This is a genomic window from Demequina sp. NBRC 110053 (genome assembly GCF_002090095.1).
Taxonomy (GTDB): Bacteria; Actinomycetota; Actinomycetes; order Actinomycetales; family Demequinaceae; genus Demequina.
In genome coordinates, this window is record NZ_BBRJ01000002.1 from 402104 (window position 1) to 426454 (window position 24351).

Annotated in this window: 28 protein-coding genes; 10 read left to right on the top strand and 18 right to left on the bottom strand. The window is 69.5% G+C overall.

Annotated elements, in window-relative coordinates; genetic code table 11:
- Positions 1-4: 4 nt before the first annotated feature.
- Genes B7K22_RS01965 through B7K22_RS01975 form a run of 3 tightly spaced genes read right to left on the bottom strand, consistent with a single transcriptional unit; the run spans position 5 to position 2411 of the window.
- Entirely contained in the window at positions 5-580 is a 576-nt protein-coding gene (locus B7K22_RS01965; protein WP_371327641.1) for a dihydrofolate reductase family protein, read from the bottom strand.
- On the bottom strand, positions 556-1446 hold the full coding sequence (locus B7K22_RS01970; RefSeq protein WP_234983267.1) for an ABC transporter permease: 891 nt from the start codon (positions 1444-1446) through the stop codon (positions 556-558). The genes B7K22_RS01965 and B7K22_RS01970 overlap by 25 nt, the downstream gene beginning before the upstream one ends.
- Positions 1443-2411 carry an ATP-binding cassette domain-containing protein gene (locus B7K22_RS01975; RefSeq protein WP_084038108.1) on the bottom strand — a complete coding sequence of 323 codons (969 nt, stop codon included), beginning with the start codon at positions 2409-2411 and terminating at the stop codon, positions 1443-1445. The genes B7K22_RS01970 and B7K22_RS01975 overlap by 4 nt, the downstream gene beginning before the upstream one ends.
- Positions 2412-2455: 44 nt before the next feature.
- On the opposite strand from B7K22_RS01975, the gene B7K22_RS01980 reads away from it, so the two are divergent.
- Positions 2456-3154, top strand: a complete 699-nt coding sequence (locus B7K22_RS01980; RefSeq protein ID WP_234983268.1) for a TetR/AcrR family transcriptional regulator — start codon at positions 2456-2458, stop codon at positions 3152-3154.
- On the opposite strand, the gene B7K22_RS01985 is transcribed toward B7K22_RS01980, so the two are convergent.
- Both B7K22_RS01985 and B7K22_RS11775 read right to left on the bottom strand, forming a co-directional pair.
- On the bottom strand, positions 3132-4883 hold the full coding sequence (locus tag B7K22_RS01985; protein ID WP_084038110.1) for a BTAD domain-containing putative transcriptional regulator: 1752 nt from the start codon (positions 4881-4883) through the stop codon (positions 3132-3134). The two genes, B7K22_RS01980 and B7K22_RS01985, sit on opposite strands and share 23 nt — an antisense overlap.
- A gap of 54 nt (positions 4884-4937) precedes the next feature.
- A complete protein-coding gene (locus B7K22_RS11775) occupies positions 4938-5213 on the bottom strand; it encodes a hypothetical protein (protein WP_144276193.1) in 276 nt (91 codons plus the stop codon).
- Positions 5214-5366: 153 nt separating this feature from the next.
- On the opposite strand from B7K22_RS11775, the gene B7K22_RS01995 reads away from it, so the two are divergent.
- Genes B7K22_RS01995 through B7K22_RS02005 form a run of 3 tightly spaced genes read left to right on the top strand, consistent with a single transcriptional unit; the run spans position 5367 to position 6607 of the window.
- Positions 5367-5834 (top strand): SRPBCC family protein, encoded by a 468-nt coding sequence (locus B7K22_RS01995; protein WP_084038112.1) that lies wholly within the window; start codon positions 5367-5369, stop codon positions 5832-5834.
- Complete coding sequence (locus B7K22_RS02000) at positions 5831-6148, top strand: metalloregulator ArsR/SmtB family transcription factor (protein WP_084038113.1); 318 nt, start codon at positions 5831-5833, stop codon at positions 6146-6148. The genes B7K22_RS01995 and B7K22_RS02000 overlap by 4 nt, the downstream gene beginning before the upstream one ends.
- Positions 6149-6199: 51 nt before the next feature.
- A complete protein-coding gene (locus tag B7K22_RS02005; protein ID WP_084038114.1) occupies positions 6200-6607 on the top strand; it encodes a hypothetical protein in 408 nt (135 codons plus the stop codon).
- Here the strand turns inward: B7K22_RS02005 and B7K22_RS02010 are convergent.
- Both B7K22_RS02010 and B7K22_RS02015 read right to left on the bottom strand, forming a co-directional pair.
- Positions 6604-6900: a DUF427 domain-containing protein gene (locus B7K22_RS02010; protein WP_084038115.1), complete on the bottom strand. Its 297-nt coding sequence runs from the start codon at positions 6898-6900 to the stop codon at positions 6604-6606. The genes B7K22_RS02005 and B7K22_RS02010 overlap by 4 nt on opposite strands.
- Before the next feature lie 33 nt (positions 6901-6933).
- The gene (locus tag B7K22_RS02015; protein WP_084038116.1) at positions 6934-7581 is read right to left on the bottom strand and encodes an NADPH-dependent F420 reductase; all 648 of its coding nucleotides are present in this window, start codon (positions 7579-7581) and stop codon (positions 6934-6936) included.
- Between the two features lie 82 nt (positions 7582-7663).
- On the opposite strand from B7K22_RS02015, the gene B7K22_RS02020 reads away from it, so the two are divergent.
- Positions 7664-8539, top strand: a complete 876-nt coding sequence (locus B7K22_RS02020; protein WP_159448718.1) for an HNH endonuclease — start codon at positions 7664-7666, stop codon at positions 8537-8539.
- 57 nt (positions 8540-8596) lie between these two features.
- Here the strand turns inward: B7K22_RS02020 and B7K22_RS02025 are convergent, their stop codons facing one another.
- Together B7K22_RS02025 and B7K22_RS02030 are read right to left on the bottom strand one after the other, a co-directional pair.
- Positions 8597-9049: an SRPBCC family protein gene (locus B7K22_RS02025; RefSeq protein WP_084038118.1), complete on the bottom strand. Its 453-nt coding sequence runs from the start codon at positions 9047-9049 to the stop codon at positions 8597-8599.
- A gap of 86 nt (positions 9050-9135) precedes the next feature.
- Positions 9136-9570: a VOC family protein gene (locus B7K22_RS02030; RefSeq protein WP_084038119.1), complete on the bottom strand. Its 435-nt coding sequence runs from the start codon at positions 9568-9570 to the stop codon at positions 9136-9138.
- A 66-nt stretch (positions 9571-9636) separates the two neighbouring features.
- Between B7K22_RS02030 and B7K22_RS02035 the strand changes: the two genes are divergently transcribed.
- Positions 9637-10200 (top strand): dihydrofolate reductase family protein, encoded by a 564-nt coding sequence (locus B7K22_RS02035; protein ID WP_084038120.1) that lies wholly within the window; start codon positions 9637-9639, stop codon positions 10198-10200.
- 121 nt (positions 10201-10321) lie between these two features.
- On the opposite strand, the gene B7K22_RS02040 is transcribed toward B7K22_RS02035, so the two are convergent.
- From B7K22_RS02040 to ilvD, 9 genes are all read right to left on the bottom strand, one after another.
- Positions 10322-11311: an alpha/beta fold hydrolase gene (locus tag B7K22_RS02040; RefSeq protein ID WP_159448719.1), complete on the bottom strand. Its 990-nt coding sequence runs from the start codon at positions 11309-11311 to the stop codon at positions 10322-10324.
- A 13-nt stretch (positions 11312-11324) separates the two neighbouring features.
- A complete protein-coding gene (locus B7K22_RS02045) occupies positions 11325-11768 on the bottom strand; it encodes a YbhB/YbcL family Raf kinase inhibitor-like protein (RefSeq protein ID WP_084038122.1) in 444 nt (147 codons plus the stop codon).
- A 387-nt stretch (positions 11769-12155) separates the two neighbouring features.
- Positions 12156-13280, bottom strand: a complete 1125-nt coding sequence (locus tag B7K22_RS02050; protein WP_084038123.1) for a branched-chain amino acid aminotransferase — start codon at positions 13278-13280, stop codon at positions 12156-12158.
- A gap of 105 nt (positions 13281-13385) precedes the next feature.
- Entirely contained in the window at positions 13386-14438 is a 1053-nt protein-coding gene (locus B7K22_RS02055) for a 3-isopropylmalate dehydrogenase (RefSeq protein ID WP_084039650.1), read from the bottom strand.
- A gap of 11 nt (positions 14439-14449) precedes the next feature.
- The gene (ilvC, locus tag B7K22_RS02060; RefSeq protein ID WP_084038124.1) at positions 14450-15478 is read right to left on the bottom strand and encodes a ketol-acid reductoisomerase; all 1029 of its coding nucleotides are present in this window, start codon (positions 15476-15478) and stop codon (positions 14450-14452) included.
- Between the two features lie 77 nt (positions 15479-15555).
- Complete coding sequence (gene ilvN / locus B7K22_RS02065) at positions 15556-16074, bottom strand: acetolactate synthase small subunit (protein WP_084038125.1); 519 nt, start codon at positions 16072-16074, stop codon at positions 15556-15558.
- Positions 16071-17927, bottom strand: a complete 1857-nt coding sequence (locus B7K22_RS02070) for an acetolactate synthase large subunit (protein WP_084038126.1) — start codon at positions 17925-17927, stop codon at positions 16071-16073. Before B7K22_RS02070 ends, ilvN begins: the two co-directional genes overlap by 4 nt.
- Before the next feature lie 361 nt (positions 17928-18288).
- A complete protein-coding gene (locus B7K22_RS02075; RefSeq protein WP_084038127.1) occupies positions 18289-18579 on the bottom strand; it encodes a DUF1905 domain-containing protein in 291 nt (96 codons plus the stop codon).
- A 173-nt stretch (positions 18580-18752) separates the two neighbouring features.
- Positions 18753-20450 carry a dihydroxy-acid dehydratase gene (ilvD, locus tag B7K22_RS02080; RefSeq protein WP_084038128.1) on the bottom strand — a complete coding sequence of 566 codons (1698 nt, stop codon included), beginning with the start codon at positions 20448-20450 and terminating at the stop codon, positions 18753-18755.
- Between the two features lie 95 nt (positions 20451-20545).
- Here ilvD and B7K22_RS02085 point away from each other — a divergent pair, with 95 nt between their 5' ends.
- The 4 genes from B7K22_RS02085 to B7K22_RS02100 all read left to right on the top strand — a co-directional run bounded on the left by B7K22_RS02085 (position 20546) and on the right by B7K22_RS02100 (position 24345).
- On the top strand, positions 20546-21313 hold the full coding sequence (locus B7K22_RS02085) for a MerR family transcriptional regulator (protein ID WP_084038129.1): 768 nt from the start codon (positions 20546-20548) through the stop codon (positions 21311-21313).
- A gap of 184 nt (positions 21314-21497) precedes the next feature.
- Complete coding sequence (locus B7K22_RS02090; RefSeq protein WP_084038130.1) at positions 21498-22169, top strand: NADPH-dependent FMN reductase; 672 nt, start codon at positions 21498-21500, stop codon at positions 22167-22169.
- Between the two features lie 226 nt (positions 22170-22395).
- Positions 22396-22956 (top strand): NADPH-dependent FMN reductase, encoded by a 561-nt coding sequence (locus tag B7K22_RS02095; protein WP_234983269.1) that lies wholly within the window; start codon positions 22396-22398, stop codon positions 22954-22956.
- A gap of 63 nt (positions 22957-23019) precedes the next feature.
- Positions 23020-24345 carry a deoxyribodipyrimidine photo-lyase gene (locus tag B7K22_RS02100; protein WP_084038132.1) on the top strand — a complete coding sequence of 442 codons (1326 nt, stop codon included), beginning with the start codon at positions 23020-23022 and terminating at the stop codon, positions 24343-24345.
- The last annotated feature ends 6 nt before the right edge of the window (positions 24346-24351 follow it).

Sequence of the window (24351 nt, forward strand, 5' to 3'; positions counted from 1 at the left end):
GCGCTCAGCGGCGCGGCGTGAAGATCAGGTCCACCTCGTCGCTCGGTCGCGCCGCCCCCACGCGCTCCAGCAGCACCTGCGGTCCCGGTCCGGGCCGATCGAAGAACCGCACGCCCTGCCCGAGGATGACGGGTGCGATGTGCACGTGGATCTCGTCCACGAGTCCCGCATCGATCGCCTGCGAGGCAATGTTCGCTGAATGGATCTCGACGGCCTTTCCGCGTGCCGCGTCCAGGGCGGTGTCGACCGCCTGGGCGAGCGTCCCGCCCAGCACGGTCCATCCTTCCACCGGTCGCGCATCCTCCGGGTGGTGCGTGAGCACGAACTGCCGTCCGCTCCACGAGCCGCCGTACGGCTTCATGCTCGGGTCCTCGGCGTAGGCGTCGTACGAGCGTCGGCCGGCGATGATCGCTCCCGTCTCCTCCACGTAGCGGTCGATGATCGACTCGTCACCGGTCACGTGCTCGAGGAACGACATGTCGTCATTCGGCCCTGCGACGTAGCCATCCAACGACATCGAACAGTGCCAGCGCACCGGCCCGCGCGCCGCACCGCTCACCTGGGGTCCCTGTACTTCCACATGGTGAGCGACCCGAACACCGCGACCAGGCCGGCCGACCAGATCAGCGTGGTCACGAGCTCCGACCCGACCGGGGTGTCGTTCATGAACGCGCGCACGGCCGTGACGAGATCGGAGACGGGGTTGACGTCCACCCACGCCTGCAGCCAGCCGGGCATGGTCGACGGGTCCACGAAGATGTTCGAGCCGAACAGCAGCGGCATCAGCACGAAGGACGCCACGCCCATGATCGAGCCGGGTGTGCGCAGGATCAACGACAGGAACGTCCAGATCCAGCCGAGCGAGAAGGCGAACACCAGCAGCAGCGCGGTGCCGAGCGCGACGCCCACGAACCCTCCGTCGGGTCGCCAGCCGATCGCGAGGCACACGAGCGACGTCACGATCGCCGCGACGATGAACCGCACGGCGTCGCCCAGGAGCATGCCGACCAGCGGAGATGGCCTCCAGATGGGCAGCGAGCGGAAGCGATCGAACACGCCCTTGTCGATGTCGGTGCGCAGAGTGGTGCCCGTGTACATGGTGATGAACAGGACCGACTGCACCAGCACGCCGGGAGCGATGAACGCGATGTAGCTGTTCACCGAGCCCGCGATCGCGCCCCCGAACAGGTACGTGAACAGCAGCGTCATGATGATCGGGAAGAGCGTCACGTCGAACAGCTGCTCGGGCACGTGCTTGATCTTCAGCAGCGCGCGCCACCCGAACGTCATGGACGTGCTGAGCGCGCTCGGCGGCTTGGGCTTGTCCGCGTTCGCGAGCGCGTCGGTGATCGCGTGCGCCTGAGGCGCGCGCACGTCTGGCGACACCGGCGACGCCGCGTCCGGCGGGGTCTGCGTGGCGACCTCTGCCATGCCTTTGTCGCTCATGCTGCGACCTCCTCGTCGTCTGCGGACTCAGCCGCGTGGCCCGTCAGGGCCAGGAACACCTCGTCGAGGCTGGGCTGGCCCAGGGAGAACTGGGCAAGCTGCAGACCCGACTCCTCGAGCGCGGTCAGCGCACGCGTCACGCGTGCGCGGTCGTCGATGGCGGCGGTGAGCGCCTGCGGGTCGTTCGTGGGCGTGACCTCGACGCCGAGCTCGCGCACCAGGAGCTCGCGCGCGGCGTCGCGGTCGTCGCGCCGCATGACGCGCACCTGCAACGATGCGGCCCCCACGGAGGCCTTGAGCTCGCTCGAGGTTCCCTCCGCGATGATCTTGCCGGTGTCGATCACGGAGATCCGGTCCGCGAGCTGGTCCGCCTCGTCCAGGTACTGCGTGGTCAGCATGACGGTGGTGCCGTAGTTCACCATCGCACGGATGATGTCCCACACCTCGTTGCGAGCGCGCGGGTCCAGTCCGGTCGTGGGCTCGTCCAGGAACAGCAGCTCTGGCGTCACCACGATCGAGGCGGCGATGTCGATCCGCCTGCGCATGCCGCCCGAGTACTTCTTCACCTGCCGGTCGGCAGCGCCCGTGAGGCCGAACGCCTCGAGCAGCTGGTCCGCGCGCTTGATGGCGCCTTGACCGGAGTAGCCGTAGAGCTTGCCGAGCAGCCGCAGGTTCTCCTTGCCGGTGAGGTCCTCGTCGACCGACGCGAACTGCCCGGTCAGGCTGACCCGGGAACGGACCTCGTCGGACTCCTTCGCGATGTCGTACCCGAGCACGGTCGCCGAGCCCGCATCGGCGCGAATGAGCGTCGCGAGCATGCGGATCGCTGTCGTCTTGCCTGCACCGTTGGGTCCCAGGAAGCCGTGGACGCCGCCTCGGGTGATGCTCAGGTCGATCCCGTCGACGGCGCGGGTGTCCCCGTACACCTTCGTCAGGCCGTGCGTCTCGATGGCCAGCTCTGCCATGAACCCTCCCCAGATCCACTAGCGTCATGCATGAAGGTCGCGATATGTTCACAGTGTTCACATCGGCTCCGACAACTGTAAGCGCACATGCCGAGGAGGCGCAAGAGATGCCGCAGACCGCGAGCAGCTACCACCACGGCGATCTTCGCGTGGCACTCGTGGACGCCGGGCTGTCGCTCGCGCGAGAAGGCGGCGTCGACGCCGTCGGCGTGCGAGAGGTGACCCGCGCCGCTGGCGTCTCCCCCGCATCGGCCTACCGGCACTTCGACGACCACCGCGCCCTGGTGGTCGCCGTCGCTCTCGCCGCGCAGGATCGGCTCGCAGAGACGATGGTCGCGCGCATCAGCGCGCTGACGGCCGATGCGGGCAACGCCGCCAGCACAGCGACAGCTCGGTTGCGCGGTGTCGGGCTGGGATACATCGAGTTCGCCCTCGCGGAGCCCGGCTGGTTCGAGCTCGCGCTGCTGACGTTCGACCCTCGCCCAGGCGGCGCACCGGCCGTGATCGTCGACAGCGAGGTGCCTGCGCCCTTCCTCATGCTGGTGGGCGCGCTCGACGAGTGCGCCGCGGCGGGCGTGATCACCGCGGCGCAGCGCGAGCACGCCGAGTGGCCGTGCTGGTCGGCCGTTCACGGTTTCGCCGACATCGCGACGCGCGGGCCGCTGGTGGGTCAGGATCCGGCTGCGCTGGCCGCTCTGGGCGAGCGAGTGGTCGATGCGATCATCGCCGGGCTGCGCGCGTGAGCGGCACGCCGCGCGCCTGCATCGCGGTGTCGAGCACGACCGCCGCGCGGTCGAGCATGTCGACCAGACCGCAGCGAGCGGCCAGGATGCGCAGATCCTCTGCTCGGCCGCTGGCGGTGTCGATCTCGCCCCAGGTCAGCGCAAGCTCTGCGTGCGCCAAGGCGACGTCGGCCCTCACCCATTCGTAGGCGTCGGTCTCACGCGAGCACGCTGCGCTGGCGGTCTGGATCCATTGCCGAGATGCGCTCCGGTCACCGGCGGCGTCGTAGGCGAGCGCCATGACCTTGGCGGACATCCCCTGCCAGCACGCGTCCTTCAGCTGACACGAGAGCTCGAAGGTGGACTCCAGGCTCGCGATGACCTCGCGCGGGTCGGCCCCGAGGGCGAGGTCGACGTGCGCGCCCCACGCCTCGACCCAGGGGCGGAAGGCGGACCAACGCTCTCGCTCGATGATCGCAAGCGACCGGTCCACCCAGCTGCGCGCCTCCGGCAGGTCGCCCTGCCAGTACAGGGTGCGCGCACCCACCCCCAGCGACCACGCCTCTCGTCGCGCCTTGCCCGCCGAGCGCGCGTGAGCGATGGCTGCGCGGAACGTCTCCCGGGCCCTATCGAGGTGGCCGCGATCGTGCAGGTCCATGGCCTCGATCGACGCGACCTGAGCGAGCAGCGCGGGATCGGCACCGGCGAGCTCGCGCGACCACTCCAGGTGCACCGCCGCGGTGACCCGGCGCCCCGCGAGGACCTCGACATTGGCGAGCTCGGACAGCGCGCGCGACGCGATCGCATCGAGTCCCGCATCCGATGCGGCCGCGAGCGCGCCGCCCAGCACCACCGACCCCTCGTCGTCGTGGCTGTGCACGGCATGGACCAGCGCGGTGCCGAGCTCGAGCAGGCACTCCGCGACCATCGCCGTGTCACCCGAATCTTGCGCAGCGGCCGCAGCGCCGCGCAGGCGCGCGATCCCTTCCGCCGCGACACCCGCCGACAGCGCGTCGAGCCCTGACGCCCGCAGGGCCTTGGCAGTGGCGAGTGGCGACACTCCCGCACCCGTCTGCGCGGGCCGGGGCGCGGCGGCGTCACGGAGCGCGGCACTGGGTGCAACTCCCAGCTCCCGCTGCAGCATCGCCGAGCTGGTCTGCGCCTGACGCGCGGCGGCCTCGGTGCGGCCCGTGGCGGCGAGGGCGGAGATGAGCAGCACGTGAGGCCCCTCGTCGAGAGGCTCGCGCGCGACCATGATGCGAGCCAGGTCGACGGCGACGTCGGGCTCGCCCTGCGCGAGCGCACGCAAGGTCGCCTCACGAATGCCCGAGAGCACCTCGGCGTCGACCCTCTCACGCTCGACGAGCAACCAGGTCTCGAACGTGGCGCTGTCGCGCACGTCGACCCGCTCGAGGAACCGACCCTCGGGCGGCAAGCCCGTGAAGCGCCCAAGCGCGGCGACCGTGACGTCGACCTCGATCCCCGGACCCAGGTCACCGCTCAGCGGGTCGCCATGGAACGCCTCGGGTGCGCCGAGCTTGCGGCGCAGCTCCGCCAGGGTCCATCGCAGTGCGCCCATGGGGTCATCGGCCTGCGAGAACAGCTCGTCCACGAGGGTCTGGCGTGACACCGGGTCGGGCGAGCGGATCAGCCTCGCCAGCAGCGCCCATGCCTTGTGGCCGCGCGGTCCGGGCACGCCAACGCCGTCACGCTCCAGCCGCGGACGGCCCAGCAGGCGGATGGTCAGCACCGGCGCGCCTCCCTGGTGGCAGGATGACCTGGCTCAGTGGCTCAAGGCTACGCCTCAAGCCGCGAGGCTGACCCGCAGCGCGCGATCCGGCGAGGCGGCCATGTGGTGCCGTTGCTCAGCACGGATGACCGCGAACGCCCGCTCGCGTGCGATCTCCGTGCCCTCCCAGTCCGTGAGGGCCGCGGCGGCACCTGGCTGCGTCGCACGCGCGGCATCGGCGAGGGCCTCGAGCTCCTCGCGCACTGCGATGGTGCCGTGGGCCATGATGACGTCCGCGAGTTGCTCGACGGTGATGGTGATGTCCATGATCGTGCCCCTTTCCGTGGTCACGCGACCATGGTCGGGTCGGGCCGTGTGACCGCCCGTGTGAGGGCGGGTGTGATGTGCCGTGTGACGCCGGACCGATAACTGCAATTGCACGGTTGCACAACCACACGACTGGTGCAACCATGGAGTTGCACATCGCCAAACCAAGGAGAAGTCATGAACGCCACGCCCCACCCGCCCGCCGTCATCGACCACGAGTCGTTCTCCATCACCCGCACCATCGAGATCGCCGCCCCCGTGGAGAAGGTGTGGGCCGCCGTGACCGAGCCCGAGCACATCGCCCGCTGGCACGCGGACGCCGCGACGCTCACGGCTCCCGAGGCCGGAGGCACGGGCGAGTGGACGTTCGACGGCTACGGCACCTATCCCATTCGTATCGAGGTGATCGACCGCCCGCGCTCGATCACCTATCGCTGGCCCTACGACGACCAGCGCGACCTCTCCGACGCCAACTCGACGGTCTTCACCTTCACCCTCGAGCCCGTCCCGGCCGGCACGAGGCTCACCGTGGTCGAGATCGGCTTCGAAACCCTGTCCGACCCGGCGGAGGCGCTGAAGGGCAACCAGCAGGGCTGGACGGAGCAACTGGACAAGCTGGTCGCCTATGTCGAGGGCGACGCATGACGTCGGACACCCTGGTGCCCACGTTCGCCGCCCTCGGGGACGCCACCCGATGGTCGATCCTCGTGGCTCTGGGCGAGAGGCCAGCGAGCGCATCGGCCCTCGCAGAGCGGCTCCCCGTGTCGCGCCAAGCCATCGCCAAGCACCTCGCCGTGCTGCTGGAGGTCGGGCTCGTCGAGCCCGTGCCCGTCGGGCGAGAGGTGCGCTACCGCGCCCTCGGCGCACGGCTCACCCAGACGGCCGATGCGCTGGCCAAGGTGGGGGCGGCGTGGGAGCGGCGCCTGGCGACCATCAAGGACATCGCGGAAGGGCTGTAGCGCCGGCTCAACCCCCTGTCGGCTGGCGCCGGGCCGTGCCAGGATCGACCCATGAGGTACGCGATCGACGCCGCCGTGGCCCTCGAGATCGCGGCGGGGACACTTGCGGTAGACCCGGCCCACCAGCTGGTGGGCCCGGGCCGGCTGCGCTCGGACGCGATGGGGATCCTCTTCGCGGCGGTGCGCGAGGGCGGTCTCGACGATGGCCAGGCGCGCGGACAACTGGAGGCGCTGGCCTCGCTCAAGATGCGTCTGCTGAACGACCGGGTCTCTCGCGCGGTGGCGTGGAAGATCGCGGTCTCGCGCGAGTGGAGTGACCTCGTGGTGGCCGAGTACCTCGCGGTGGCGTCCCTGCAGGCCGACGCGCTGGTCGCCCTCGACCCGGCGCTCGCCGCCGGGGCCGAGGGCGTGGTCGACCTTGCGCCCGTCGAGGCGCTCGGGCGGAACTCCGGACGCTAGTCGACCAGCCCGACCGACGGGTCGAACGCTACGTACTGCGACACGTCCTTGCCCACACGGTCCTTGGCGTCCTGCGACATGCTCGGGTACGCCCAGCCCACGTCCCTCTGCGCGCCGTCGTTGGTCTGGTAGTACTGCGCCTCGCCGCGCCACGAGCAGGTGTACTGGGTGTCGCTCTTCTCGATCTCCTGGGCGTGGACCGCCTCGGGCGGGAAGTACCACGCGCCATCGATGAACACGAGGTCGTCCTTGTCAGCCTCGGCGAGGACGGTGCCGTTGAGTACTGCCTTCATGGGGTGCCTCCTGGGTGTCGTGAGGGGGGTGGGTCAGGTCTGCTGGACCCGCTCGACGTCCTGCGTGAGTTCCTTGAGCTCGTCGAGGGTGGTGCGCTTGACGTAGGCCGGCGTGTCGCGTTCGACGCGCCAGGACTCGCTCAGGGGGCCAAGGTCCAGCACGTCGTAGCCGAGCACATCGAGGAACTCGGCGACCTTGATCTTGGATGCATGGTCGTTGCCGGCGATGGGTAGCGCGCGCCGGTTCTCCTCGCCTGCCGGAAGGCCGTCCTTCGGGATGTCCTTGGCGGGGATGTTGTTGAACGCCTTGACCACGTGACTGTGCGGCAGGTGCCTCTGCAGCAGCTCTGAGGTGGTCGACTCATTGCTGTCGAGCTCCGCGATGCGACCGTCGCGCTGCGGGTAGTAGTTGTTCGCGTCCATGACGACCTTGTCCTCGAACGCGGCCACCGGGAGGTTGCCGATCGAGCCCAGCGGTATCGCCACCAGCACCAGCTCACCAGCGCTGATCGCCTCCTCGACGGACCCTGCCTTGGCCGCGTCGCCGAGCTCCTTCACGAGGTCGTCGAGCGACTGCGCCCCGCGCGAGTTCGAGATCACCACCTCGAAGCCGTGGTCCACCGCCGCGCGAGCGACGTTCGAGCCGATGTTGCCGGAGCCGATGATGCCGATGGTCGTCATGTGTCCCGGAACGTCCCGGTTCGGGAGCGTATTCCAGGCCGGTGCGGTTGTCGGGTCGGGCGCAAGCTGCCAAGCTGCGGTCATGGAAAGTCCCGAGAGCGCGGCGCTGCGCTCTCGCGTGTTCGAGGTGTTGGCTACTCGCTTCCCCTCCGCGACACTCGTGGATCGGGCCGACTTGCTTGGCTTCACCGTCGATGGCGTCAAGCTTCCGCTGATCGACTACTCACGCGGCATCCGCAATCCTCAGCTGCTCGACGCCACCTTGAGCGTGGTGTCGTCCGCGGACGGCCCTTACGGCGACGAGCAGGTCGCGCCGGGCGTTTGGCGGTACGACTTCCGAGCCGGCGGATCCGGCGGCGACAACCGAAAGCTCATCGAGGCCCACCGGCTGGGAGTCGACATCATCCTTTTCCGCAAACTGCGGCCCAACATCTACCAAGCGGTCTACCCCGCGCGCGTGGCGCACGTCGACGAGGGCGTCGGCCAGGTGCTCGTCACGCTCGACGATCTAGTATCGATAGCTGACCACACGCCTTCCGTTGTTGAGCGGCGCTGGGCTGAGTACATCGCGAAGCACCGCGTGCACCAACCAGCCTTCCGCGGCATGGTGCTGAGGGCCTACGAGACGCAGTGCACGGTCTGCCGGTTCAAGCACGCCGAACTCTTGGATGCCGCGCACATCACCGCAGATGCGAATGAGGCCGGAGACGCAGTGGTGACCAATGGCATGGCGATGTGCAAGATCCATCACGCCGCCTACGACCAGAACTTCCTCGGCATCACGCCGGATTACACGATCACGATCAACGGTGACCTGTTGGCCGAGGTCGACGGACCGATGCTCAAGCACGGCCTGCAGGAGATGCACGGGGCGCACATCACTCTCCCGCGGCGGCGCGCCGAACATCCGGATCGCGAGCGATTGTCACAGCGCTACTTGGAGTTCTCGTTGCGGTAGGCAGCTACGCACTGACTCCACGACGCTGTTCAGAGCGATCGTCGACGGAGGCGAGGATCAGTTGCTCAACGAGTGCATCGCAATCAGATGGGCATTTCGCTTGGCAATCAGCCGCCGCAGGTAAGGAACGAGAACGACACGCTCCGCGAGCCGCCCGAAGAACGGCGAGCTCACGGTAATCACGTCTGTCATCCGTGAACCTTCGCCTCTCTGCTCGAAGCTGTGCTCGTGGATGAATGCCTTGAAGGGTCCAGCGACCTGCTGGTCGACAAAACGCACCGGCGCCTCGACCTCAGTGACCTGCGACGTCATGGTGAACCAGACACCGCAGTGCCGCGCACGCCAGGTGACGGATTCGCCAAGGCTAATCTGACCGGACGTCACACCGGCGATTGCCTTCTCACCTGAGTGAGCCAACGATGCGACATGAGCGTCGATGTCCAGCGAAGCCTCGAACAGCGCATCGGCTGCCACAGACGACTCGGTCACGAGCGTGGAGGTCGACGACACGCAGCCACAGTAGCGCTGAATGTCGTGTCAACGAAGTGGGCCTGTGGACGCACCGAACGGGGGACCCTTGGGCACCTCCCAGTGGCTCAGCCCCGATTGAGCTCCTGCGCGAACATCACGATGATCCCGCTCGGCCCGCGGACATACGTCAGCTTGTAGACGTCCTGATAGGTCGCGACGCCGCGCAGCGGGTGGCATCCATGGCGAGCGGCGATCGCGAGCGCCTCGTCGATGTCGTCGACCGCGAGCGCGACGCGATGCATGCCAATTTCGTGGGGCAGCGTCGGCTCCGTAGGGATCGCGCTCGGATGGATGTACTCGAACAGCTCGATGCGCCCGCCGCGCGGCGCTTCCAGCATGGCGATGTGCGCATGGTTGCCGTCCAGACCGACGGCGGTGTCGGCCCACTCCCCGCTCACCGTGTCGCGGCCGAGCAGAACCAGCCCCAGGTCGGCGAAGAACGCGATCGCCGCCTCGAGGCTCTCCACGGCGATGCCGACGTTGTCGATGCGGACTCCCATAACGGGCACCGTAGCGCGGGACCGCTCACCGCGCGCATCGCACTCGAGCCAGTTACCGTCGCTCACATGGGACGCATCATCGTGGAGCAGCACGTCACCGCGGACGGGTTCGCGGCCGGGCCGGGCGGAGAGCTCGACTGGGTCGACGGGTCGATCACGGACTCCGAGCCCATGGTCAGCCGCATGCTCGCCGAGTTCGAGGACACGAGCGCGATCATGCTCGGGCGCGTGACCTATGAGCTGTTCATCGCCTACTGGCCCACCGCGACCGAGGATCCGCTGGCCGCACCGATCAACACGCTCCCGCGCCACGTCGTCAGCACGACGCTCAGCCGCGCCCCGTGGGGCGAACACGAGCCCGCCACCCTGGAGCCTGGCGACGCGTGCGAGACAGCCGACCGCCTGTCAGCGATGTACGACGGCGACATCATCGTGTGGGGAAGCCTCACCCTCGCATCGGCGCTGCTCGATGGCGGATGCGTCGATCAGGTGCGCCTGCGCGTCGCGCCGGTCATGATCGGAGCGGGCCTTCCCCTCTGGTCGGGCGGCTTCGCGCCTCGCAAGGCACGCCTGGTCGAGAACACCCGGCTCGAGACGGACCAGGTGCTGCTCACCTACGAGCTTCGCTGACGCACCGTTCGCGGCAAACAGCGAACCGGCCCGCGACATGGCAGGTGTCGCGGGCCGGTGCAGTCGGTTCAACTATCCGGCACCCGTGGTGTGGTGCCGTACGAGTTCCATCCTGAGCGAGCTACCTGGGAATCTGCTGAGAGTCCGTTGGGGATGCGCCGTGAGTGTGCTCGATCCTCTCCCACCATGCCTCGAGCATGCGGGCATGCTGCTCCGGGCCGTCGAGCCACGGCTGGTGGCCGCTGCCCTCGAGCATGCGGAACTGCGAGCCCGGTGCGCGATGCGACCACCGCCGCACCGCCTCCGGCCGAGCGAACGGATCGTGCTCCCCGACCGCCCACAGGGACGGCACGTCAAGCGAGCCCACCTCCGCGGGCCCGGGAACCCACGCGCGGCGCGGGCCGCGCCAGTCGGCCGCCAGCCCCAGCAGCGCGAGATCGTTCGCCAGCGTGTCGGTGAACGCCGACAGCGCCGCGCGCCACGCGATCTCCGGCTCCGACAGCCCGTCCGCGTCGATGAGCGCGCGGTGGCCCATGGCTCGAAAGCTCCGGCGCAGGTCCTTCGCCGTCACGGTGCGGCTCGCGATCGCCCGAGCCGCCCATGGCACGGTCGCGACCCTCAGCCCCGCCGGCAGTCTCATGCCGCTGACCGCAGGCACACCGTCGAGCACCAGCGAACGCACCAGCTCCGGATGGCGAGCCGCGAACATGATGGCCGCCATGCCTCCTGCAGAGTTGCCCACCACGTCGACGGGGCCGTCCGAGACGGCGCTCGCCACGGCCGTCATCCACGCGGCGTTGGCGTCGCGCAGAGACTCAGGTGTGAGCTGCGCGAGGTCGAGCGGATCGCTGAGCGCACAGCCCGGCCGGTCGACGACCACGGCCCTGACGCCCTTCAGGTGAGCGACCAGCGGCGCCCACACTCCCCCGGCCGTCGGCGTGCCGTGCACGAGGATGACGGGCCGCACGTCGGCATCCCCCACCCACAGTGCGCGCACACGCCCGCCGATCGGCGGCACGTCCACCCAGATCTCCTCGGGCTGCAGACCGAAGTGAGACCACAGCGACTCCTCGGCGGCCCGGTAGCGCGCATCGTCCCTCTTGGAGGTCACCCGCGCCACGGCATCACCGCGAGAACGTGCCCACCAGCCGCGCCTGCTCGATGACGGCGTCGGCGTACTGGTCCAAGAACTCGCCGCGCGTCGGCTGCCCCTCGACGGGACGCGAAAGGGCGTAGACCCAGAAGAAGTAGTGGTGCGTGCCGTGACCGGGCGGCGGGAACGGGCCCACGTACCCCATGCCGTCGTCGTCGTTGGGGCCGGGACGCCCCGCGTCCGCGGGGATGGGGCCGTCCGTCGCGTCGAGGCCGTAGAGGGTCCAGTGGGTGAACCCGTGCGGCATCGGCGCGTCGGGGTCGTGGCAGATCAGCGCGAGCTCGACAGCGCCGTCAGGCACGCCGTCGACCACCATCTCGGGAGCCGATGCGCCATGCTGCCCCACATAGACGTCGCCGATGCGCTCGCCGTGGGCGATATCGGGGCTGGTCAGTCGCAGGTCCTGCACTGGCATGGCATCTCCTCGTCGTCGGGTCTTCTCCTCCCTCCATCCTGCGCGGTGAAGCTTCCGCACGCGAATCGGCTGCGTCCACGCTGGCCGGGGAATGACGCGATGCGCGAGGTGGTTTCGCCCGGCAAGGAGGTGACAGACATGCTGAGAAGTATCTTCGGAAAGCTCGTGAGCCTGTTCCGCCGCCGGAACTCGAGCCACCACGCCACCACCACGCCTCGTATCTGAGGCACATCCTCGGCGCTCCCCGAGAGGCAGCGCCGACTCGCTTCTGGCGCCGCGACCTCCGGTCGCGGCGCCAGAAGTGCGTGCGGCCCCTACCCGTACGCGGGCACGCAGTGCGACAAACAAGGCCCGCGCATCGGCCCTCGCACGTGAGCTGAGTCGCCGTCAGGCGATGCGGCGCATCCAGCCGTAGGTGTCCTCGTCGCGGCCGTACTGGATGTCCGTGAGCCGCTGACGGATGCCCATCGTGACGTCGCCCGCGACGCCGTCATTGACGGTCACGTCGAACTCGGGCGAAGCGAGACGGCCCACCGGAGTGACGACGGCGGCGGTGCCGCACGCGAACACCTCGGCGATGTCGCCGGACTCCACGCCCGAGCGCACCTCGTCCAGGGTGATGTCCTTCTCGATCACCTTGCGGCCGTCGTCCTCGAGCTGCTGGATCACGCTCGAGCGCGTGATGCCCTCGAGGATGGTGCCGGTGAGGCGCGGCGTCTCGATGGTGCCGTCGCGGCGGACCACGAACACGTTCATGCCGCCCAGCTCCTCAAGGAACCTGCCCTCCTTGGCGTCCAAGAACAGCACCTGCTGGCAGCCGGCCGCGATGGCCTGCTGCTGCGGTAGCAGTGACGCCGCGTAGTTGCCGCCGCACTTTGCGTCGCCCGTGCCGCCGGGGCCTGCGCGGTGGAAGCCCTGTGCCACCCAGATGGACACGGGCTTGATGCCGCCCGGGAAGTACGGGCCCACGGGTGAGGCGATCAGCAGGTAGTCGATGACCCGCGCCGGGCGCACGCCCAGGAACGCCTCGGAGGCGAACATGTAGGGCCGCAGGTACAGGCTGGACTCCTCGGTGCCGGGCACCCAGGGCTCGTCGACGGCGACCAGCGCCTCGATCGAGCCGATGAAGTCCTCGACAGGCAGCGGCGGCAGCGCGAGCCGATGCGCGGAGCGGTTGAAGCGCTCCGCGTTGGCCTGGGGGCGGAACAGGTGGATGCTGCCGTCCTCCCAGCGGTACGCCTTGAGGCCCTCGAAGATCTCCTGCGCGTAGTGCAGCACCGCGGCGGCCGGGTCGAGCTGCAGCGGGCCGTACGGCACCACGCGTCGGTCGCCCCAGCCGTCGCCGTCCACCCACTGCATGCGGGCCATGTGATCGGTGAACTGCGTGCCGAACTTGAGGTCAGCGAGCGCCGCGTTGCGCTCCGCGATCGGGAGCGGGGCCTCGTGCGGGCGCACCTCGAACGCTGCTGCGTTGGAGGCCACGGCGGCGGCCGGTGCGGCAGTCTCGGTCATCTCAGTTCCTTCGGTTCGTGCTGGGGGTGCGTCCTGGCAGGTGCTCGGTGACCAGAACCGCGGGGTTCGAGCACTGAGGACCTGCCAGGACGCGACGCATGGCTGCTAGCCCCGGATCCTGGCCGCGAGGGCGTCGCCCACCTCGGCCGTGGAGCGCTGTCCCCAGCCCTCCGCCGACTTGGCTGCCGCATCGGCCGCCACCGCGCTCTCCACGCGCGATGCCAGCTCCGGGTACCCCAGGAAGTCCAGCAGCAGGCCCACGGACAGCACCGTCGCTGACGGGTCGGCGATCTGCTTGCCCGCGATGTCGGGCGCCGAGCCGTGGACCGGCTCGAACATCGACGGCGCGGTGCGGTCAGGGTTCACGTTGCCGGACGCGGCCAGACCGATGCCGCCGGAGATGGCCGCGGCCTGATCCGTGAGGATGTCGCCGAACAGGTTGTCCGTCACGATGACATCGAACTTGCCCGGGTTCGTGGTCATCACGATGGTCGCGGCATCGATGTGCAGGTAGTCCCAGGTCACGTCGGGGAACTCCGGCGCGACAGCCTCCACCGTGCGGCGCCACAGATGCCCGGCATGCACCAGCACGTTGTGCTTGTGCACCAGCGTCAGCTGCTTGCGATCGCGCTTGGAGGCCACCTCGAACGCGTAGCGCACCACGCGCTCCACGCCGTGGCGAGTGTTGACGGACACCTCGGTCGCGATCTCGTGGGGCGTGTCGACGCGGAGCGCGCCGCCGTTGCCCACGTACGGACCCTCGGTGCCCTCGCGCACCACCACGAAGTCGACCTCGGTCACATCGCGCAGCGGCGACACCTCTCCCGGGTACAGGCGGCTCGGACGGAGGTTCACGTACTGGTCGAGGGCGAACCTGAGCGGCAGCAGCACCCCACGCTCGAGCACGCCCGACGGCACGGACGGGTCGCCGATGGCGCCCAGCAGGATCACGTCATGCTCCCTGATCGCCGCCAGGTCCTCGCCCGTCAGCGTGTCACCCGTGGCGTGCCAGCGCTCGGCACCCAGGTTGAACTCGGTCGTCTCGAACGAGATGTCGGTCCCCTCGGTCGCCGCGGCGAGGCACTTGAGCCCCTCCGCCACGACCTCGGGTCCGATCCCGTCGCCGGGGACGACGGCGAGCTTGTAGGTCTGCGTCACGGCGGCGCTCACTACCGGGCCGTCTGGCCGTCGACGTAGTCGGTGTCGACGTCGTCCTTCCATGCGAACAGCTTGCGCAGCTCGCGACCGGTGGCCTCGATGGGGTGGCCCTCGCCCTTGGCGCGCAGCTCGGCGAACTCCTTGCCGCCGTTGTCCTGGTCGCCGATGAAGCGCTCGGCGAAGGCGCCGGACTGGATGTCAGCGAGCACGGCCTTCATGTTCTCCTTGACCTCGGGCGTGATGACGCGGGGGCCGGACACGTAGTCGCCGTACTCCGCGGTGTCGGACACGGACCAGCGCTGCTTGGTGATGCCGCCCTCCCACATGAGGTCCACGATGAGCTTGAGCTCGTGCAGCACCTCGAAGTAGGCGATCTCGGGCTGGTAGCCGGCCTCGGTGAGGGTCTCGAAGCCGTACTGGATCAGCTGCGAGGTGCCGCCGCACAGGACGGTCTGCTCGCCGAACAGGTCGGTCTCCGTCTCCTCGGTGAAGGTGGTCTTGATGACGCCGGCGCGGGTACCGCCGATGCCCTTCGCGTAGGACTTGGCGAGGTCCCAGGCCTGGCCGGACGCGTCCTTCTCCACGGCGATGATGTCAGGGATGCCGCGGCCGGCGACGTACTCGCGGCGCACGGTGTGGCCGGGAGCCTTGGGGGCGATCAGGATGACGTCGACGCCCTCGGGCGCCTCGATGTAGCCAAAGCGGATGTTGAAGCCGTGCGCGAACGCGAGCGCCTTGCCCTCGGTCAGGTGGGGCTTGATCTCGTCGTTGTAGATGCCACGCTGGTGCTGGTCGGGCGCGAGGATCATGATGACGTCGGCCCACTGCGCGGCGTCCGCGACCGACTGGACCGTGAAGCCGTCGTCCTCGGCCTTGGCGGTCGACCGCGAGCCGTCGCGCAGCGCGACGCGCACCTCGACGCCCGAGTCGCGCAGGTTCTGAGCGTGCGCGTGGCCCTGCGAGCCGTAGCCGACGATCGCGACCTTCTTGCCCTGGATGATGCTCAGGTCGGCGTCCTGGTCGTAGTACATCTCTGCCATGGTTCCTTGTTCTCCTTGAGGTGGGATGCGGTGAGGCTTCGGCAGCGCCGATGCGCTGGCTGGGTTGAGGTCGTGGGTTACGCACTCACGCGCTCGAAGGCGCGCTCGGTGATGGAGCGTGCGCCGCGGCCGATGGCGACCGTGCCGGACTGGACGATCTCGCGAACGTCGTGCGGCTGCAGCGCGGCGAGCAGAGCCCCGAGCTTCTCCGGAGCGCCCACCGCCTCGATGACGAGCGAGTCGGTCGCCACGTCAACGACGTGAGCGCGGAACAGGTCGACGATCTGGAGGATGTCGGCACGCTGGCGCGCGTCGGCCCTCACCTTGACCAGGATCAGGTCGCGCTGGACCGACTTGTCGCGCTCGAGCTCGACGATCTTGAGGACGTGCACCAGCTTGTTGAGCTGCTTGGTGACCTGCTCGAGCGGGAGCTCATCCACGTCGACCACGACAGTGATCCGCGAGATCTCAGGGTGCTCGGTCTGGCCCACGGCGAGCGAGTGGATGTTGAAGGCGCGGCGGCTGAACAGGCCGGCCACGCGGGCGAGCACGCCAGGCTTGTTCTCGACGAGCACCGAGAGGGTGTGGGTGGTCATGCTTCCTCCTCGCTGCGGTCCCACTCGGGGGCGATGCCGCGTGCGTACTGGATCTCGTCGTTGCTGGTGCCGGCCGCGACCATGGGCCACACCATCGCGTCGCGCGACACGGTGAAGTCCACGACCACGGGCTGGTCGTCGATCTCCATCGCACGCTTGATGGTCGCGTCCACGTCCCCATCCGTCTCGCACCGCAGGCCCGCGCAGCCCATGGCCTCCGCGAGCTTCACGAAGTCCGGGATGCGCCGCGTGCCGTGGCCGGTGTGCAGGTCCGTGTTGGAGTACCGCGAGTCGTAGAACAGCGTCTGCCACTGGCGCACCATGCCCAGCGACGAGTTGTTGATGATCGCCACCTTGATGGGGATCTCGTTGATCGCGCAGGTCACCAGCTCCTGGTTGGTCATCTGGAAGCAGCCGTCGCCGTCGATGGCCCACACCGTGCGGTCCGGCTCGCCCACCTTGGCGCCCATCGCGGCAGGCACCGCGAAGCCCATGGTGCCCAGGCCGCCCGAGTTGATCCAGGTGTTGGGCCGCTGGTAGCGGATGAACTGGCTGGCCCACATCTGATGCTGGCCCACGCCCGCCGTGAAGATGGTGTCGGGCCCGGCGATCTCGCCCAGGCGCTGGATCACGTGCTGGGGGCTCGAGTGGCCGTCGTCGGTGGGCGTGTAGCCCAGGCCGTACGTCTCGCGCCAGTCGTCCAGCTGCGCCCACCAGGCCTCGAGATCCGGCCGCCCGTGGCGCTCGTGCTCCACCTCGAGCGCCGGCACCAGCGCCGCGAAGACGTCCTTGAGGTCGCCCACGATGGGCACGTCCACGGCGCGGTTCTTGCCGATCTCCGCGGGGTCGATGTCCGCGTGGACGATGGTCGCGTGCGGGGCGAAGGACTCGAGCTTGCCGGTGACGCGGTCATCGAACCGCGCACCGAGCGCGACCACCAGGTCCGCCTTCTGCAGGGCCGCCACCGCGGACACCGTGCCGTGCATGCCGGGCATCCCCAGGTGCTGCGGGTGCGAGTCGGGCAGCGCGCCGCGAGCCATGAGCGTGGTGACGACCGCCGCCCCGGACAGATCGGTGAGCTTGCGGAGGCCATCGCTCGCGCCGGCGCGGATCACGCCTCCGCCCACGTAGAGCACCGGACGGCGGGCCGTGGCCAGCAGGCGCGCGGCCTCCTGGACCGTCTTCGCGTGCGGGCGTGCACCCGCGTTGAAGCCGGGCAGCTCGATGCGCTCGGGCCAGTTGAAGGTCATGGACTGCTGCTGAGCGGACTTCGCGATGTCGACCAGCACCGGCCCGGGACGGCCGTGCGTGGCGATGTAGAACGCCTCCGCGATCGCCTTGGGAATCTCGTTGGGGTCGGTCACGAGCACGTTGTGCTTGGTGATCGGCTGCGTGATGCCCACGATGTCCGCCTCCTGGAAGGCGTCCGTGCCGATCATGCTCGCGCCCACCTGGCCGGTGATCGCGACCAGCGGGATCGAGTCCATGTTCGCATCCGCGATGGGCGTGACGAGGTTGGTCGCCCCGGGTCCCGAGGTCGCGATGCACACGCCCGGACGGCCCGTGGCGTGGGCGTAGCCCTCGGCGGCGTGGCCGGCGCCCTGCTCGTGCCGCACCAGGATGTGGCGCAGCACCTTCGAGTCCATCAGGGGGTCGTAGGTCGGGAGGATGGTGCCGCCAGGAAGCCCGAAGACGTCTGTCGCGCCGGCCGCCTCGAGCGAGCGGACGACCGCCTCAGCGCCCGTCATCGTGGAGCCTGCGTGCTGCGCGGCCGCCGGAGTGGCGCTCGTGCGGGTGCTCGCCGGCGCTGGGCTCATCAGAGCCGAAGGCTTGGGTGCCCTCACCTGTCCCATCGTCTCTCCCGTTGAGTTTGAAGGTTGCTCGGCGGCTCTCGCATCCGCCTCACATGAGAAAACCCCTCGGCCTGATGGCTGTCGGGGTCTGCGCGCGGACGTTGCCTGGCTGGGACTAGATGTCCGCGCGCCCGGTAACTACGAGAATCGTGTGCATGAGTAGGACTCTACGCCTCCATGGAGCGCGATGTCACCACTTGGACAAAAATCTCACATCGTGGTTCACCGTCTCTCATCGTGAGACACGCCTGTCCAGCCCGTCCGCCCGCGCCCGTCCGTCCAGTCTGAGCGCCGTATGAGGACGCCGGTGTCGGTTCTCGCCCACGCCCGCATCCTGTGAGGAGAATCCGGGGGGCCGCGGCTACGAGTGTCGCCGCGTGAGCCGAACCTCAACCGAGTCGCCCAGGCCCTTCCCCACCTGGTTGCGGACCTTAGCGTTGAGCGACAGCATGTGGCCGCCGCGGCCGGTGACCATGAGGCCCACATTCTCGAGCGCGATGCCGTCGACGGTCGCGTCAACGCGCACGGCGTTGCCCGTGCCGAAGAGCTCGGCGGAGTCCGGCATCTCGACGCACGCCCACATCTCGCCCTTCACCTCCACCCCGATGGGTGCGGTGAAGGTATGGTCAAGCGGGCCGACGCCGTGAATCATGAAGCCAGCCTCCCACGGGAGCCCAGCCCGCGCATCGGCGGTCCAGCCATCCCGGTGGTCGATTCTCGCTCATCAACCCCCCGCAACCGCGCGAGTTGGGCCCAACTCGCGCGCCTCAGGCACTTAATGCACTAGTTGGGCCCAATTCGCCCATCTCGCGGGACGAGCGGGAGCTAGCTGAGGACAGCCCCCTTCGAGGCCGAGCCCACGAGCTTCGTGTACTTCGCGAGCACGCCGCGCGTGTACACGGGTGGCAGCGGCTCCCAGCCCGCGCGGCGGGACTCGAGCTCGGCCGCGTCGACGTGCAGCTCGAGCGTGCCGTTGGCGACATCGAGCGTGATCTTGTCGCCGTCGCGCACGAACGCGATGGGTCCGCCATCCACGGCCTCGGGAGCGATGTGCCCCACGCACAGACCGGTGGTGCCTCCGGAGAAGCGGCCGTCGGTGACCAGCAGCACGTCCTTGCCGAGCCCGGCGCCCTTGATGGCGGCGGTGATCGCGAGCATCTCACGCATGCCAGGTCCGCCCTTGGGCCCCTCGTAACGGATCACCACGCAGTCGCCGGCCTGGATGGTGCCGTCCTCGAGCGCGTCGAGCGCGGCGCGCTCGCGGTCGAACACGCGGGCGGTGGCCTCGAAGACGTCGTCGTCGAAGCCAGCGGACTTCACCACGGCGCCCTCGGGCGCCAGCGAGCCCTTGAGGATGGTGATGCCGCCGGACTTGTGGATCGGATTGTTGAGCGAGCGCACCACGCGACCATCGATGGTCGCGGGCTTCAGCTCCGCCATGTTCTCTGCGAGCGTCCTGCCGGTGACGGTCAAGCAGTCGCCGTGCATGAGCCCTGCCTCGAGCAGGGTGTTCATGACAGCAGGCACGCCGCCCACGCGGTCCACGTCGTTCATCACGAACTGGCCGAACGGCTTCAGGTCGCCCAGGTGCGGCACCTTGGCGGCCACGCGCGAGAAGTCGTCGAGCGTGAGGTCCACCTCGGCCTCGTTGGCGATGGCGAGCAGGTGCAGGACGGCATTGGTCGAGCCGCCGAACGCCATGACCACGGCGATGGCGTTCTCGAACGCCTCCTTGGTCATGATGTCGCGCGCGGTGATCCCCTTGCGCAGCATCTCCACCACGGCCTCGCCCGATTTGGCCGCGTAGTGATCGCGGCGGCGGTCCGCGCTGGGCGGCGACGCCGATCCCGGCAGGGACATGCCGAGCGCCTCGCCCACGGACGCCATGGTGTTCGCGGTGAACATGCCACCGCACGCTCCCTCACCGGGGCAGATCGCCTTCTCGATCGCGAGACGGTCCTCCTCGCTCATGAGCCCGCGAGCGCACGCGCCCACCGCCTCGAAGGCGTCGATGACGGTGACGTCCTTCTCCGTGCCGTCGGAGAGCTTGACGTGGCCGGGCATGATCGAGCCCGCGTACAGGAACACGCTTGCGAGATCCAGCCGCGCAGCGGCCATGAGCATGCCGGGCAGGGACTTGTCGCAGCCGGCCAGCAGGACCGAGCCGTCGAGCCTCTCGGCGCTCATCACCGTCTCCACCGAGTCCGCGATGAGGTCACGCGACACGAGCGAGAAGTGCATGCCCTCGTGGCCCATCGAGATGCCGTCAGAGACGGAGATGGTGCCGAACTCGAGCGGGTAGCCGCCTCCCGCGTGCACGCCATTCTTCGATGCCTGAGCCAGGCGCTGCAACGACAGGTTGCACGGCGTGATCTCGTTCCACGAGCTCGCGATGCCGATCTGGGGCTTGGCGAAGTCGTCGTCGCCCATGCCGACTGCGCGCAGCATGCCGCGCGACGCGGTGGCTTCCAGTCCGTCGGTCACCTGGCGGGAGCGGGGCTTGATGTCGGGCGTCGTCGTCATAGTGGGGAGTGTAGGACGGGCTCGCGGACTGGCGCGGCAAACGCCCGAAAACGCGACTTGACGTTGACGCCGCGTCAACTTCTACCATCGGTGCCATGGACACGACAGCACCCGACGGCACCGTCGACATCGCCCGCGCCGCGCGCCTTGCCGGCGTGAGCAGCCGGACGCTGCGTCACTACGACAGCATCGGCCTGCTAGCTCCCGCGTGGACGGGCGATGACGGACGCCGTCACTACGGACAGGCGGAGCTGCTCCGGTTGCAGCACATCCTGGTGCTGCGCGAGCTGGGGGCCTCGCTCGACACCATCGGCGCCATCGTCGACGCCGACGACCCCGCCGTCACCATCGCGCACCTGCGCGACCACCTCACGGGGCTGACGGCCGAGCGCGACCGCTACGCGCGGCTCGCCGCGACCGTCGCCCGCACCATCGACTCCTTGGAGAAGGGAACCACCATGACCACCGAACAGATCCTCGACGGCTTCGAGCACCGCAGGTACGAGCCCGAGGCCCGCGAGCGCTGGGGCGACCACGCCGTCGACCAGTCCAACGAGCGCTGGGCCGGCCTCGGCAAGGAGGGCCAGCAGCGTCATCTCGACGCCCACCGGGAGATCGTCGAGGCGCTCGGCGCGGCGATCCGTGTGGGGTTCGCGCCCGACAGCGCCGAGGTGCAGGAGATTGTCGCCCAGCACTACGCATGGGTGTCGCTGTTCTGGACGCCCACCGCGGAGACGTACCGGGGCCTCACGCAGATGTACGTCGACGACGAGCGCTTCCGGCGCAACTACGACGAGGTCGCGCCCGGCGCCGCCGCTCTGCTGCGCGACGCCGCGGCCGTGTACGCGGAGCGCGAGCTCTGACGCGCCCTGGAAGGCACCGAGTGCCGCAGACCGTGGCAAGACCAGCACTCAGTGCCTTCCGGGACACAGATTCTCGTGCGGAGGAAGCCGATCCCATCGGCGGGAATGCGCGGCCAGTGCCCCGAGTTGAGACAGGCACCTGCCATCCGCCCGGGATGGCCAACTGTTCCTGAAGGGACGCTCCGTGACGACGCTCGGCCTGCTCATCGGCACCTTGCCCCTGGCCCGCACCCAGCGCCACCTCGCCCGCCTGCTCGCGCAGAGCGCACCCGCGGGCACTCACCTCATCGAGCTGGTCCCTCATGACCTGCCCTACCACGCCCCTTACTCGGACGTTCCCGCCCCCGCTGGCGCGCAGGCGTGGCGCCGCTCGGTCGCCGCGGTCGACGGCCTCGTCATCCTCACGCCCACGATCGAGCGGTCCGTTCCTGGCGCGCTCAAGAACGCCCTCGACTGGGCGGGCAGCTCGACGCTCGCGGGCATGCCGACCGCGATCGCTGGCGTGAGCATCGGCGGCCTGCCGCGCTTCGCGCCGTTGCAGCACCTGCGCACGGTGCTGGCCGATCGGAACGCGGCCGTCCGTTCCCAGCCAGAGACGGTCCTCTTCGCAGCGCCGGAGGCGTTCGACGTCGACGGCACGGCGATCGACCAGGACCTCGTGGCCGAGGCCCGCGACCTGCTGTCCGCCGCCGCGGGCCTCGCCGCGCATGAGCGTCGCGCCCAGGGCGCACCCGCGTCCGACGCGGCGGACGGCGCCGCCACCGAGGTGCTCGCCGCGATCGCGGCGGCTGGTCCGGCTCCCGCCAGCCCAGCCTCCGGCGTTCCGGTCGCGCCCGCGGTCACACCCGCGGCCTGACGCGACGACCTGACGCGACGGCCGAACGCGACAGGCGCGACAGGCGCGACTGGCCCGGCCACGAGCGGGGCGCACGTCCCCGGCGCACGAGCGCGCTCGACCCAGCCCGCGCATCGGCGATCGACAACGTCAGCCGTTTGGGAATAGTTGACGTGTCACGTAATGTTGGCACGAGCGTCGTCGCAGTCGACGACGCTCCCCCAACCCCCACCTGTAAGGAATCACCATGCCCCGCATCGGCATCATCGTCGGCTCCATCGCCGAGGCCTCCATCAACCGCAAGATCGCGCGGATCCTGCCCTCGCTCGCGTCCGACGTCGAGTTCGTGGACATCGACATCGCGAAGCTGCCGCTGTACGACTACGGCCTCGACGGGGACTGGCCCGCCGTCGCAACCGAGTTCAAGGAGAAGGTCGAGTCCGTCGACGGCATCATCATCGTCACCCCCGAGTACTCCCGCTCGATCCCCGGTGCCTTGAAGAACGCCATCGACTGGGCGTCGCGCCCGTGGGGTCAGAACTCGTTCAACGGCAGGCCCGTGGCCATCATGGGCGCCTCCATCTCGCCCGCGGGAACGGCGATGGCGCAGCAGCACCTGCGCAACATCCTCGCGCACTCCGATGCGCCCACCCTCGGCCAGCCCGAGACGTTCTTCCACTACCGCGCGGACGCGTTCGGCGCAGACGGCTCGCTCCAGGACGAGCCGCAGCTCGCGGTGCTGACGAACTTCGTCGAGGCGGCCGTCGCGCACATCGAGCGCAATGCTCGCGTGGCCGCGCACGCGTAACTCGCCCCACGCAGCAGCGCCCGTCCGGGAACACCCGGGCGGGCGCCTTGCGTTGGGCCTGGCATGACGCACCTCTGGTGGGCCCGCCGCGACCTCCGGCTCGACGACAACCCTGCACTGCTCGAGGCTCAGTCCGACGGGCCGGCCGCTGCCGTGTTCGCCTGGACGGAGGCCGTGCACCTCTGGTCCGGCCGACGCCGCGCCCACCTCGCGAGGTCGCTGTGGTCGCTGCGCGACGACACCGGCGGCGCGCTCGCCGTCGCACGAGGGCGCGCCGCCGAGGTCGTGCTGGCGGCAGCGCAGGAGGCCGATGCGCGGGTAGTCTGGGCCGCCAAGGAGTTCAGCCCCGCCGGGGTCGCCGAGCAGCAGGCCGTCTCGGAGGCATTGGAGGGCGACGGGCGGGAGCTGCGGCTTCACGGCTCTCCCTACGCTGTCGCGCCGGGTCGCGTGCTGAAGTCGGACGGCACGCCGTATCGCGTGTACACGCCGTTCCTGGACGCATGGCGTGGACACGGGTGGCGTGCTCCTGCGGAGCGCGCCGACCCTGACGCGTTCGTGTCCCTCGGCAGCCTGGACGACGTGGATCTCGACCAGCGCGCCGCCCACGGGGACTCGGAGGACCCGATCGATCCGCATCACGAGTTCCGGGAGGAGCGGCTGCGCGCGGCGCTCGAGGACTTCATTGACGGCGACGTCGCCGGCTACGCGCAGGATCGCGACCGCCCCGACCTCGACGCGACCTCGCACCTGTCGTCGGCGCTGGCATTCGGGCAGGTCCATCCCCGCACGGTCCTGGCCATGCTCGCCCCCCTGCGCTCGGACGGCTCACGCGTGTTTCAGGCCGAGCTGGCATGGCGCGAGTTCCACGCCGACACCCTGTGGCATGAGCCGCAGGCGCGGCGCGAGTCGCTCACGCCCGTCCTCGCCGAGGACGACTGGGAGACGGGGCGTGACGCGGATGACGCCTTCGTGGCGTGGCGCGACGGCCGCACCGGCTTCCCGCTGGTGGACGCCGGCATGCGCCAGCTCGCGCAGACCGGCTGGATGCACAACCGGGTGAGGATGGTCGTCGCGAGCTTCCTGATCAAGGACCTGAGACTGCCGTGGCAGCGCGGCGCCGACCATTTCAGGCGCGCGCTCGTGGACTACGACCACGCGCAGAACCAGTTGAACTGGCAGTGGGTGGCCGGCACGGGACGCGACGCGGCGCCGTTCTTCCGCATCTTCAATCCGCAGTCGCAGCTCGAACGCTTCGATCCCGACAGGCGATACGTCCAGCGCTGGATCCCCGAGCTCGACACGCCCGAGTACCCCGAGCCCCTGGTCGACCATCGGGAGGAGCGCGAGACGACGCTCCGGCTGCACAAGCGGGCGAAAGCCCGCAGGTAGCGGTAC